Raw genomic sequence first — 10,953 nt, 5'->3', positions numbered from 1 at the left:
CCGCCGCGGCTTCGAGCATCGTGTTGCCTGCCGCCAGTTCCCGGATCCGGGCCCCGACCCTGCCGCGCGGGATTGCACCGACCTTCGGGCCGACGTTGCGAAGCAGCCCGCGCAGCGGCATTTCCGGTGCGGCCATGCCGTTCTGGATCGACTTGCGCGCAGCCAGGATGGCGCGGACCTCCTGGGCAGGGATCGGCCTGCAGTGGACCGGTCGGAGCCAGCCGGGGCGTAATAGGCGCGCGATCCCTTCCGCATCGCGCCTGCCGGTCTTGACAGGCATGGCCTTGACGGCGCCCTTCACCTGTCGCGTTTCCATGAGGACAGCGGATGGGCCCGCCCCCGACAGTGCCCGGTGCAGCCATTGCGGCAGTGGTCCGGCCTCGGGCCCGAACGCCTCCACGGTGCCTTCAAGCCCCCGAAGCATGGCAGCCGACGGTTCCGGCTCGCTGCCCACCTCTGTTTCATCCCGTCATCCTCCGTGAGAGTTCGATACGGGAAAGCGCAACTGCACGCGCAGAACCTGGCAGGTGGCAACTGTAAAGTTGCGTCCGACCCGTTACGGGATCTCATGGCCTGAATGTGACTGAGATCGACCCCCGGACCCCAGCCTAGGCCGATGTTCACCTTGCCGCCATTGCGGGGACCAAGTCGTTCCCCGCAATGCCGTTGCAAGAGCCGGGTCGAAGCGAGGAAGATTGCCGAGAAGAAGGTTTGCGGGCAGCGCTCATAACGGGTCGCGGCCCTCCGCCAGTCCTTCAGCCTGCCGAACATGATCTCGATCCGGTTGCGGCGCTTGTACCTGCGCTTGCCGTGCAGAACGGGCGTCTTCCGTTTCTTCCGGCCCGGGATGCCGGGACGCATGTCCTTGTCCTGCAAGGCTTCTACGAACCAGTCGGCATTTGCCATTATTCGCCATTGTCGCTTGGACCAATGGCGCAACATGGCTCATTAGCCACTATCCCCGGGCAGCCACCTCGCTTTGGGCAATCCGCTGGCCGGCGCACGCGCCCGGATATGGCCGCCGGCTGGTCCGGCAGCCGGGAACGGATCGATGGACCGGCAGTCGCCGTTGCCGCCCGGACCAATGGCGCGGCATGGCCCGCCTGCCGCGGATGGCGTGCCGTTTCGTCCCTCCCGGGAGATTGCTGCGCCATGCCCTGCAGGGCAAGGGGTCATGCCGCCCCCGGTGCGGCCGGTCAGGCGTGCAGGCCCCCCTTCTTGAGGCCCGGGCCGGACGCCGTGCGATGGGCTTCCGGGTGGGCCGCGCCGATCCTCGCCGCGGTCTCCTCCCCGTGCCCGTCAGCCAGGCCGGCCATGATCCGGGCGAAGACGCCCCTGCCGCTCCGCCGCTTCCAACGGTTGCAGGGCTTTTCCGGGGCCGTCGCGGCGCCGCTGGCGCCACGGTCCCCCTCAACTGTCAGGGCCTTGCTCCCTTGGCACGTCCCGCCACCGCAAGCCATGGCGATTGATGAAGACAGTGCCGCTCGGGGCGCGGCGTCCGCCGGCCCGGGGCTTGCCGTGCAACTTCGGGAAGCAGGGCCCGAGACGCGCCATCTGCGTGCCGCTCAACCGGAGGAGATCAGACATGTTCGCCGCCCGTTTCCGGGCGGTGCCTCACGCCAGCCAACCAAATCAATGGGTCCTGACCGTGGTCCCTGCCTGGCAGCGGTCAAGGTATTGGCAATCGTGCCGCCACTGCTCTGAGGCCCACGACGAACGCCGCCATGGAGATCGTCTGGTGGTCGATGCCGGATCGGCTCAGGACGCAGCCTCGCAGTCGGCACGATGCGCATGGCGCCGCGGAACCACTGCACAGCACCGGGCCTGATCCGTCATTCGGAGCGAGGGGTCCGCCATCGGCGACGGCAGGCGCCTGCTGGAGACCAGGAAAGCCGCGGCTTCGATGAGGAGAAGGCGGAACGGCCTGGAGTTCATGCCGATCCGCAGCAGCGGGTCGAACGGGGCAATCGAGGGGCGATTGGACGAGAACGTGTTCCAGGGTGCGGGCGTCAAGCAACGATGCGGCGTATCTGTCGCGGCGGAGGACGGCATCGACGTTGGGGACATGGCGAGCCTTCGCCGGAAGCTCCGAATGGCCGGCGATCCCCGACGGTCTGCCACCCCGCCCGATGGGGGCGGGGGTCGGCGGCAGCGCGCATGTCCCGGGCCGCGAGCTGGCGAAGCTCGGCCACGAGGCCAAGTTCATTCCGCCCGCCCATGTGATTCCCTTCGCGAAGCGGCGGAAGAACGATGCCGCCGTCACGGAAACGATCTGCGTGGGGCGGTTGCGGCAGCAAGGGCCACCTGCATGGAAGGCCCCGAAAGCCAAACGACTTCACGAAATCGTATACGATTGTATTGCAAAAAGTTCTCGATATCCCCGTGAAATGGAAATAAACGCGCAGACTTTGAGACCCTCTTTGGAATTTTGAACCATGTACGACATCTTGGGCGCGACGGTTTCGATGGGCGTGGTCGCGATGGCGGCCATTGCGACACGGTCGATCATTCCAGCTCCGGACACGGCAAAGCAGCCCCGGGAGCGGACCGCTGCGATCGAGACATTGCGCGCAGCTGCGAAACGGGCCGTTGCCGCAAAGGAAGAGCTGGACGCCCTCGAACCGCGCGGAGGTGGCGACGTCGACGATCTGCACAGCCTGCCGTCCGAAGGCTGGGTCGGATTCGACATTCCGCCGAGCCGTCCCCATGGCAACTGGGTTGCCTGGAGGTTCCGCAGCGGCTTCGCGCAAGTGGCGGACACCCGGCCCTGTGCCGAAGAAATCGATGCCTTCATTCAGGCGCTTGCACAGCCTTTCGATCCGTCGCAGGACCTGGTCGAGATTGAACTGCAGCGGGAGCCGGGCGGACCGCAGGGCCATGGCATCATATCCGTCGGCGCCAGCGTGATTTCCGGCGGCCATGCCAGCTACTTCAGCTTCGGACGCCTGGATCGCGGAGCCACGGCCTGGCTGGCCAGATCCTACAGCAGCGACATGCCCATCGCGGCCGAGCTCCTGCGGCTGGCCTCCGACGGCAAGCGCCATGTCGCGGAGATTGCCTGCCTCATGCCGTCCCGGGGGGAACGGTTGCAATACAGGCTTTGACCGAAGCGCCCGTCCGGTCCTGACCGGCGCACGGGGCGGCACTGCCCGCGTGGCAGCGCGCAATCGCGGCTTCGCAAGATCTTTAAACTCGCTTTTTGGATGCATGTTTCGTATTTCAGGCATCGTCCGGTTGATCCGGGCGCCTGGCGAGCTTCTCCCCAAAGTCTGCGCGCCGGGCCGCGCTGCGGTTGATCCATGCGACCGCAGCGCACCCCTGCGAAATCTCACTGCGCCCGTTGCCGCTGGAGAACCGGCCCATCGGACGAGAGGAGCCACGGTCACGGAACGCCCGCGAAGTCCCCATGGATTAACGCCTTTACCGGGAAATTAATTTTCGTAAATTTACTTAAAATTGTCGCGTCCAGCCTCGATTCGGCGTATGAATTGAGACTTTGGTAGCAGCTCTGGAATTTTGCCTCATGCATGACCACCTCAGCCAAGCGCTGTTCATGTGTGTATTGGTTCTGGCCGCAGTTGCGGCACGGTCGATGTTGTCCTCGCAGGAAAGGACGAAGCAGGCCAGGATGCGGGACTGCCCCGTCGAGACATTGCAAACGGCAGCAAACCGGGCCGTCGCCGCCAGTGAAAAACTTGGCCGTCTCGGGCCGGGCTGGGCTGGCCATGGCGGCTTCGGGCTCCGCAGGCGGGCTGCGGCGGAGTGGCTTGAATCCGGCATTCCGCTGAACCGTCCCGAGGGGAACTGGGTCGCCTGGACGTTCCGCGGCGGCACCGCCATCGTGAAGGACACCCGGCAATGCGCCGGGGAGATCGACGCATTCATGCGGGCGCTCGCCGGGCCATTCGACCCCTTGAACGATCTGATCGAGATAGAGCTCCAGCGGGAAAAGGAACGTCCGCATGGCCGCGGCATCATTTCCGTCGGCGCCACCGTGATCTCCGGCGGACGGGCCAGCCACTACACCCTCGGACGGTTGGATCGAGTCGCCACAACCTGGCTGGCCAGGACCTATGGCAGCGACATGCCCATCGCGGCCGAGCTCGTCCGGCTGGCCTCCGACGGCAAGCGCTACGCCATCGAACTCGCCTGTTTCATGCCCTCGAGAGAAGAGCGGAGCCAGTACAAGCTGTGACGGAACCGCACCGCGCTTCCCCTGCTGCCGCGAGGCTCGCTACGGCAGTGTCGGCCTGTGTTCCACCTGCATCACCGGAAAGGAAAGGCAGAGTTCCAGAGTTCGAATGCAGGATCTATAATTTGAAATGTGGTCTTCACGGAAGGCCCACGCATGCTGGGCGCCCGGCGAGCCTCTTCCCAAAATGCGCGAGCCAGGCCGCGGTGCGGTTCCGTCCTGTTGCCGCAGCGCACCCCATGGAGAATTCCGGTTGTCCTGGCTCGGCGAGGCTCAGCGGCAGGGGCAGGCTCGTTCAGCCCGCAGCCTCATGAACACTGCCGATGCGATGGAGGCCGACGCGCAGCTCCAGCGCGGCGCCGAAAGCTATCCGAGGGCCAGCACGACCGGCGTCCGCGGCGCCGCGGTGGAGCTGCGCCTCAGCCCGGTCCGTGTCGAGCGGAGCCTGATCCGCCGCCAGCCGCCGGAGCCGGAAGACGGCCACGCGGCCGAGACGATTTGGGAATTCCAGCGCTGCATCGTCGTCGAACACAAGGCGCGCCGCGGGCGGGTCCATGTTGCCACACCGGGCGTTGTCCGCCGCGCCAAGGGTGACCGCTGCAAGCTGCTCCGCGAACACCGGGCGGCCGTGCAGACCGCCAAGCAGCGCGCCCTGCACCACATCCAAGCATTGGGACCGGGCAGGCTGATCCAGCAGAAGGCGCAGAGACATGACTGACCACCCGGTGTTGGAGAAGCCAGATGCGCACCAGTCTCCTTCCCCATGGGCAGCGCCTGGCAACAATCTTGTGAGGAAGGCGCGGCAGCAAGAAGGCCTCGTGACAACCGTCGCCAAACATCGCAAGATTCAACCGAAAGGAGAGTCCTGCATGAAGCCATACCTTACGGGCCGAATCCGCTTCCGGGTTTTGAACCGTCTGTTCCGTGCTCCTCTCATCGTCGTCCAAGTCGAAGAGAGCATCCCGCAGAGTCCGGCATGGCTTGTCGACGATCCTGCCGGGACAGCGCAACACTGGAGGGATGCGCGGCCCGGCGAAGTCGACCCCGCGCAAAGCATTTTCGCGGTCAATGCTGCGAGATAAATGCGCGCGCGCTTCGCGCTCGGGCCTGCGGGAACGATCGAAGCCACCTGGTGTCAGCTCGCGCAAACCATCTGCCGACGGCGCGCTGCTTGTTTTCACCAGCGGCGGCCATCGGTTCGATAGGGTTGGGAGAAGGATCTGACGCCCCTCCCCCGGCCATTCACTCCCGAAGAACTCCCCGACCGATGGGTGCGCGGCGCCGCGGCAGCGCGGGCCGGGTGCCAGGCGGGCGGGAGCCCGCTCTTCCGCATTCCGGATCCGCGCCCATGCCGACTTCCGGTGGCAGCCGTTGACGTGATCGAGGCATGGCTGGCCGCGCAACCGGATGCCGCCGCGGAAGCCATGCCGAGTCCCGGACCGGCGAAAATTTCAGACGGCCACATTCTCGGCTTTCGGCGCATGCACCACAGGATGCCGAAGCCAAGGCAATTGCCGCCTGGCGCCGCGAGCACCTGCCCGCTGGACGTTGCACCGCTCCGCGACGTCCATGCCGGAGACCGGGCCGGACGGGCGATCACCTGAACCATGCGGCACATCGGCGTCACCGTGCTCGGCGCCCGGTACCCGCGACGGGCCGAGACCTGGCCCTGCCGCGTTTCCCGCAGCCGGCGGCGTGCCAAAGGCCGCATCGTGCTCCGCTGGGCGCATGCCGTCGTCATTGCCCGTTCCCCCCACCTCGTGCCAGCTGCAACGTTCGCGCACACGACGGCGGGACGGACTGGCGCGATCCTCAGCCTGGCCCGGGACCAGGCGGGCTTCCAGCTCGGCACAATCAATCTGGGGCTGCCGGACGGCAGAACGCGGAGGGCGCGTGGCGGTGCCGTCGATCCAAACCAGCCGTGCGGCGCCGCTGGACGCGAAGCCCGCAGCGCGGACTGGCCATGTGACCGAATTCAACGGCAAGCTGGCGGAGAGCATCAAGACGGCCTCCGCCAAGGACACCGCCCGGGCTGGCCTTGGCAGGTATCCGCCAGCCGCCCAACACGGCGGCCACAAGGGCCCGGATCGAGTTCGCATGCCTGCATCCGGGCCATTCGAACGTGCAGATCACGTGCAAGGCCCGTGCCCAAGTCATGCCCTGCCATATGCCCACGGCAGCCTCGGCGTCGGCGGGCGGCCCGGCCGGGGATGTCCAATGCCGGCATTCCAGGTTCACGGAGCCGGAGACCGCTTCGCAAATGCTGTTTTACGTTCCGGTTTCGACCACATTTCCAACTGGTTGCGTGGTGGGTGATGACGGGCTCGAACCGCCGACCACTTCGGTGTAAGCGAAGCGCTCTACCAACTGAGCTAATCACCCGACGCAGGCTGTGGCTTAGCGAAAGCCCATGTCCGATGCAAGCGGGCGCGGTCAGGCGGAACCGAAGCGCTCCAGCTCCACGGCGATCTGCACCAGGCGGGCGGCACCCTCCGGATTGCCCGCCAAAGCGGTTTGCACCGAACCGAATTCAACCAGAAGAGCGGCCGCCCGCAGCGCGTGACCAAGGCCGGCATCCCGTTCGAAGCCCTGGAGAATGTCCATCATGTCGCGCAGCGAATGACGGAGGGCCGGATGCTGGCCCTCTATTTCCGTATCCATCATGCAAGGAGAGTCCCAAATCGGTTCGGCATTCCATTACAGGTATGTCGGCACCTGCGTTAGTCCCGCAACCGCGTGACAATCCCTCCCGATCCGGCCTGCAGGATGCCGCTGGCGATGCCTGCGAGGACAAGGGCGGTGCGGTCGCGCACGCCGAACTTGGCGAAGATGCGGCGCACCAGCGTGTCGACCGTGTGGCGCGACAGCCCCAGAAGCTCGGCCATCACGCCGTTGCTCTTTCCGAGGGCGATCAGATCCAGCACCTCGCGCTCTCGCCGCGACAACCCGCCGCGCGGCTCCACCGGATGCCCCGAGATCGCGCAATGGCGCTGATGCGCCGCCTGGGCCGCAAGTTGCAGCGCCGCGGCGGTGTCCTTCGCCGGACTGGCCGCGAATCCCGCGAAGACCAGCCCATGACGGAGGCCCGGACCGAAGACGCCGAAGACCAGGCCCGGTCCCGGCAGGCGGCGATAGGACTCGGGCTGGCGCGCGACCCCGGGCGCGCCGGCCCCGCCCCATCCGGACGGGGTGCCTCGGGCAAGAGCCATTTCGGCCAGCGGATCGCCGCGGAGGCGGGCGAGCATGACACCCTCCCAGGCCGGGGCCGCCGACCAGACCATCGGCGCTGCGGGCTCTTCGTCGCCGGCGTGCAGCAGCTCGGACATGCTGTATTGCAGCCAGACCGCCCCGTGCTCGCGGAAATGGCCGAAAAGCGCAGGCCAGAGCTCTGCGGCATCGGTCATCGCGGCAAGGCTTCTCTGCAGGTTATCGAGAGTCATCGCTGACCTTCGCCCTCAGCCCCGAACCGGACCGCGGCGCGCCAGCCACGGCAACGGGGCAACCGGAGAAAGGGTGACTCAGCATCGCCCCCGGCGCAACCGGTGAAATCGGCCCCGCCGCTCCTGACCTTGCTCCGGCTCCCGGACCTGCGCGCGCAGGTCGCGCCGGTCAAGGACATGGACAGGCGCCCCCGAGGGCAGGCAAGCCCGCGCGTCCGCCTGAGTCTTCCGAATGGGGAGGATCGGCAGACGGTCCGGGGGAGTCCGGACCGGTCCGCGCCAGGGGCAATTCCTCAAGGCGAGGATTTGAGGGCCGGACGGGCGGAACCCTGCCCCGCGACTGCCATCCAGTTCTGCCCCATGGCGAAAGTGCTCTCCAGCCTGCCGCTCCGGCAGATCGGGCCATTGAACGCCGCTGGCCCGAGCGACCATGGCGAGGCGGCCCAGTGTCCAACATCCTCCGGATGGCAGGGTCGGACTGGCCGGTGCCCGACTTCTCCACGATCAGCCGACGCCGAAGCGAGACGGGACCGTGGCCCCGGTGGCGCCGCCGAAGCCCGATGAATGAGTGGCTTGCCAGGAAGCACGCCCCCATCGCCGCCCCCAGAGCCGCAAGGTCCATCTGGCGATGGCCAAGGCGGCAGGCGGCATCCGGGCGGTGGAATTCACCTCCTGCCGCGAAGGTGACAGCCCTGTGCTTGCCGAACTTCTCGACCAGATCCCGCAGGGCGAGGAGATCGGCACCGTCACCGGCAAGTTGCCGACGGATGCGCCGTTGCCCATCGGGCTCGAACCGCTGGCGGCTGCGCGGCGCGCCATTACGCCGATGGCTGGCCTCGAAGATCGCCCGCATCCCGGGAAGAAGGCCGTCCCGCGCTGCCTGGCGCGCCACGACTGGAACCAGCTCGTGCTGGCCGAGAGCACCCGGCACAGCGCCCCCCCCCGAGCGCGACCCGTCCGGGCGGGCAAGCCGCGCGATGGCGGCGTGTGCCACGGCGCGGCGCCGGTCAGGTCGCGCCGCCGCCCATCGGGTTCGGACCGATGGCGCCGCGATGGGCAGCTCCGAGGGACCTGGCCTGCGCCGATGCCGTCCGCATGACCTCTGCCTCTTCCTTCGGGCGGCGGAGTTCGGACAGCTCGGCAGCCCCGGCCTGCTGCAGCCGGATCGCCCCGGCCGAGCCCGCGGCGGCGAGTTCGGGCCGCCAGCCCTTCAGCTGCGGCGGCGTCACGCCGAGCTCGCGCGCGACGCCGGCCTGGGTGGCGCCCGGCCCGGACAGGCAAGCGACGGCCTGCTCCCTGAACCCGGCGGCGGGGCTGTCTGCTCAAGTGGGGTCCCTCTTTCTGGGAAGAATGCAACTCCCAGCCCGGGATCCGCGGGCAAGGTCAATCCTGTGCATTTTGGCTGATCCGGACGCCTGGCGAGCTTGCCTCCAAAGTCTCCGCGCCAAACCGCACTGCGGCTTGTCCATGACGCCGCAGCGCTCCCTCGCGGGCTCTTCACGGGCGCACACCCCTTCTGCGGCCTTTAATTTGATTTTTACTTCTAAAGTTGTCGATTGGATGCGCAGTTTCGGGTATGCGTTAACCATTTGGTAACGAATTTGGAGTCGCGCCTCATGCATGATCCCCTCATCCAAGCCCTGTTCATGTGTGTATTGGTGATGGCCGCAGTCGCGGCGCCGTCGATTTCGTCCTCTCTGGAACGGACAAAGCAGGCCAAGATGAGGGAATGCCCCGTCGAGACGCTGCAAATGGCAGCAAACCAGGCCATCGTCGCGAAGGAGGGTCTGGATCCTCCCGGGTTGCTCTGGGTTGGCCGTGACAGCGCCGGACTCCGCAGACCGGCTCCTGCGGAGTGGATCGAGTCCGCCATTCCGCTGAACCGTCCCGAGGGGAACTGGGTCGCCTGGAGATTCCGCGGCGGCAAAGCCAGCGTGAAGGGCACCCAGCAGCACTCCGGGGAGATAGACGCGTTCATTCGGGCACTCGAGAAGCCGTTCGACTCCTTGCACGGCCTGATGGAGATCGAGCTCCAGCGGGAACCGGACGGCCTGCACGGCGGCATCATCTCCGTCGGTGCCACCGTGATCTCCGGCAACCGGGCCAGCCATTACAGCCTCGGCCGCCTCGACAGCGTCGCCACGTCCTGGCTGGCCTCGACCTATGGCAGCGACTTGCCCATCGCGGCCGAGCTCGTCCGGCTGGCCTCCAACGGCCGCCATTATCGCATCGAGATTGCCTGCCTCATGCCATCGCGCGGACAGCGGGCACAGTACGCGCTTTAAGGGAATCGCCCCGCGCGGCCGTTCCCGTCGCGCGGGGCGGAGACGCAGCGCCGTTGCCGACCCAGGGCATGGCCGCGTCCCTGATGTGCCATGGTAGCGGAAATGGCGCATTTTGCGGCTGAGCCCGCGCATCTGAAGTGGTCCACCCACAATGCGCGAAGTCCGGCAGGATTCCGGTGGACAGGAGGACTGCGGAATGTATGGAAAGCGAGAGAAAGCAGAAGACATCGCCACCAAGCTTCGGCAAGTCCGGGTGCTGCATGGCCAGGGCGCGTCGATGGCCGGTGCGGTGCCCGGATCGGGATATCGCAGCATGCGTTCTGCCGGTGGCGGAAGCGGCATGGCGGGATGAACCGGGCGCGGCTGCCGCGGCTGAAGGAACTCGAGAAGGAGAACCCGAGGCTGCGGCGGGCGGTGTCCGACCTGACGCTCGGGAAGCTGATCCTGGCCGAGGCTGCCCGGGGAAACTTCTGGGTCCTCCGCGCCGCCGCGAGTGCGCGGAGCATGTGCGCGAGACGATCGGCACCTCCGAGCGCAGGGCCTGTCGGGTGCCCGGCCAGCCTCGCTCCACGCAGCGCAAGCCGCCACAGGGCCGGGAAGATGAGGCGCGGCTGACCGTCGGCGTCATCGGGCTGGACCGGGAATGTGGCCGCTACGGCTGCCGCCGGATCGCCGCGCTGCTGCGCCGGGCGGGCTGGCAGGTCAACCACAAGCGGGTGGCACGCATCTGGCGGCGCGAGGGTCTCAAAGTCCCGCACAGGCAAAGGAAGCGTGGCCGGCTCCGGCTGAACGACGGCTCCTGCGTGCGGCTGAAGCCCGGGCACCCCGACCATGTCCGGCCCTGCAGCTTCGTGCAGGACCGAACCAGCGGCGACCGGGCCTGCCGGACGCTCAACATCCTCGACGGGCATGCGCGGGAGGCGCTGGTGACACCATCCATCCTATCGGCCTTGATGCTGCAACCGCCCCCCGACGGCATCGCTGTGCCAAGGTGGGATCGCAACAATCCGAATTGGGAGGCGGCCATGCCGGAGAT

7 protein-coding genes, 1 tRNA gene and 5 pseudogenes are annotated in these 10,953 nt (G+C 67.3%); 7 read left to right on the top strand and 6 right to left on the bottom strand.

Translation table 11 applies throughout. The features are described 5' to 3' along the window. Positions 1–454 (bottom strand): annotated as a pseudogene (locus HCC78_RS30155) (IS110 family transposase); the annotation flags it as partial. A 224-nt stretch (positions 455–678) separates the two neighbouring features. Continuing rightward, positions 679–1,587 (bottom strand): annotated as a pseudogene (locus HCC78_RS30150) (hypothetical protein); the annotation flags it as partial. A gap of 848 nt (positions 1,588–2,435) precedes the next feature. On the opposite strand from HCC78_RS30150, the gene HCC78_RS30145 reads away from it, so the two are divergent. The 4 genes from HCC78_RS30145 to HCC78_RS30130 all read left to right on the top strand — a co-directional run bounded on the left by HCC78_RS30145 (position 2,436) and on the right by HCC78_RS30130 (position 5,796). Further along, entirely contained in the window at positions 2,436–3,104 is a 669-nt protein-coding gene (locus tag HCC78_RS30145; RefSeq protein WP_172332443.1) for a hypothetical protein, read from the top strand. A gap of 419 nt (positions 3,105–3,523) precedes the next feature. Then, positions 3,524–4,195 carry a hypothetical protein gene (locus HCC78_RS30140; protein WP_172332442.1) on the top strand — a complete coding sequence of 224 codons (672 nt, stop codon included), beginning with the start codon at positions 3,524–3,526 and terminating at the stop codon, positions 4,193–4,195. A 307-nt stretch (positions 4,196–4,502) separates the two neighbouring features. Beyond that, entirely contained in the window at positions 4,503–4,910 is a 408-nt protein-coding gene (locus HCC78_RS30135; protein WP_172332441.1) for a hypothetical protein, read from the top strand. A gap of 658 nt (positions 4,911–5,568) precedes the next feature. Next, complete coding sequence (locus HCC78_RS30130) at positions 5,569–5,796, top strand: hypothetical protein (RefSeq protein ID WP_172332440.1); 228 nt, start codon at positions 5,569–5,571, stop codon at positions 5,794–5,796. A 702-nt stretch (positions 5,797–6,498) separates the two neighbouring features. Here the strand turns inward: HCC78_RS30130 and HCC78_RS30125 are convergent. The 3 genes from HCC78_RS30125 to HCC78_RS30115 form a co-directional block, all read right to left on the bottom strand. Continuing rightward, positions 6,499–6,574: transfer RNA gene (locus tag HCC78_RS30125), tRNA-Val, on the bottom strand. Positions 6,575–6,625: 51 nt separating this feature from the next. Then, a complete protein-coding gene (locus HCC78_RS30120) occupies positions 6,626–6,856 on the bottom strand; it encodes a hypothetical protein (RefSeq protein ID WP_172332439.1) in 231 nt (76 codons plus the stop codon). A 56-nt stretch (positions 6,857–6,912) separates the two neighbouring features. Beyond that, positions 6,913–7,632 carry a helix-turn-helix transcriptional regulator gene (locus HCC78_RS30115; RefSeq protein WP_172332438.1) on the bottom strand — a complete coding sequence of 240 codons (720 nt, stop codon included), beginning with the start codon at positions 7,630–7,632 and terminating at the stop codon, positions 6,913–6,915. Between the two features lie 315 nt (positions 7,633–7,947). Here HCC78_RS30115 and HCC78_RS34215 point away from each other — a divergent pair. Continuing rightward, positions 7,948–8,386 (top strand): annotated as a pseudogene (locus tag HCC78_RS34215) (transposase); the annotation flags it as partial. A 253-nt stretch (positions 8,387–8,639) separates the two neighbouring features. On the opposite strand, the pseudogene HCC78_RS30110 reads toward HCC78_RS34215, so the two are convergent. Next, positions 8,640–8,921, bottom strand: a pseudogene (locus HCC78_RS30110) (transposase); the annotation flags it as partial. Between the two features lie 327 nt (positions 8,922–9,248). Here HCC78_RS30110 and HCC78_RS30105 point away from each other — a divergent pair. Both HCC78_RS30105 and HCC78_RS34210 read left to right on the top strand, forming a co-directional pair. After that, positions 9,249–9,917 carry a hypothetical protein gene (locus tag HCC78_RS30105; RefSeq protein WP_172332437.1) on the top strand — a complete coding sequence of 223 codons (669 nt, stop codon included), beginning with the start codon at positions 9,249–9,251 and terminating at the stop codon, positions 9,915–9,917. Positions 9,918–10,113: 196 nt separating this feature from the next. Next, positions 10,114–10,843, top strand: a pseudogene (locus tag HCC78_RS34210) (IS3 family transposase); the annotation flags it as partial. Positions 10,844–10,953: the final 110 nt, after the last annotated feature.

Source organism: Mangrovicoccus sp. HB161399 (assembly GCF_013184745.1).
Classification (GTDB): Bacteria; Pseudomonadota; Alphaproteobacteria; order Rhodobacterales; family Rhodobacteraceae; genus Mangrovicoccus.
Note: the sequence above shows the minus strand (reverse complement) of the source record. Positions and strands in the feature narration are given on the sequence as shown.

Bases quoted from the DNA above. Each gene is read 5' to 3' on its own strand.
- HCC78_RS30120 (WP_172332439.1), bottom strand. From the start codon at position 6,856: ATGATGGATACGGAAATAGAGGGCCAGCATCCGGCCCTCCGTCATTCG.
- HCC78_RS30135 (WP_172332441.1), top strand. From the start codon at position 4,503: ATGAACACTGCCGATGCGATGGAGGCCGACGCGCAGCTCCAGCGCGGC.
- HCC78_RS30115 (WP_172332438.1), bottom strand. From the start codon at position 7,632: ATGACTCTCGATAACCTGCAGAGAAGCCTTGCCGCGATGACCGATGCC.
- HCC78_RS30140 (WP_172332442.1), top strand. From the start codon at position 3,524: ATGCATGACCACCTCAGCCAAGCGCTGTTCATGTGTGTATTGGTTCTG.
- HCC78_RS30145 (WP_172332443.1), top strand. From the start codon at position 2,436: ATGTACGACATCTTGGGCGCGACGGTTTCGATGGGCGTGGTCGCGATG.
- HCC78_RS30105 (WP_172332437.1), top strand. From the start codon at position 9,249: ATGCATGATCCCCTCATCCAAGCCCTGTTCATGTGTGTATTGGTGATG.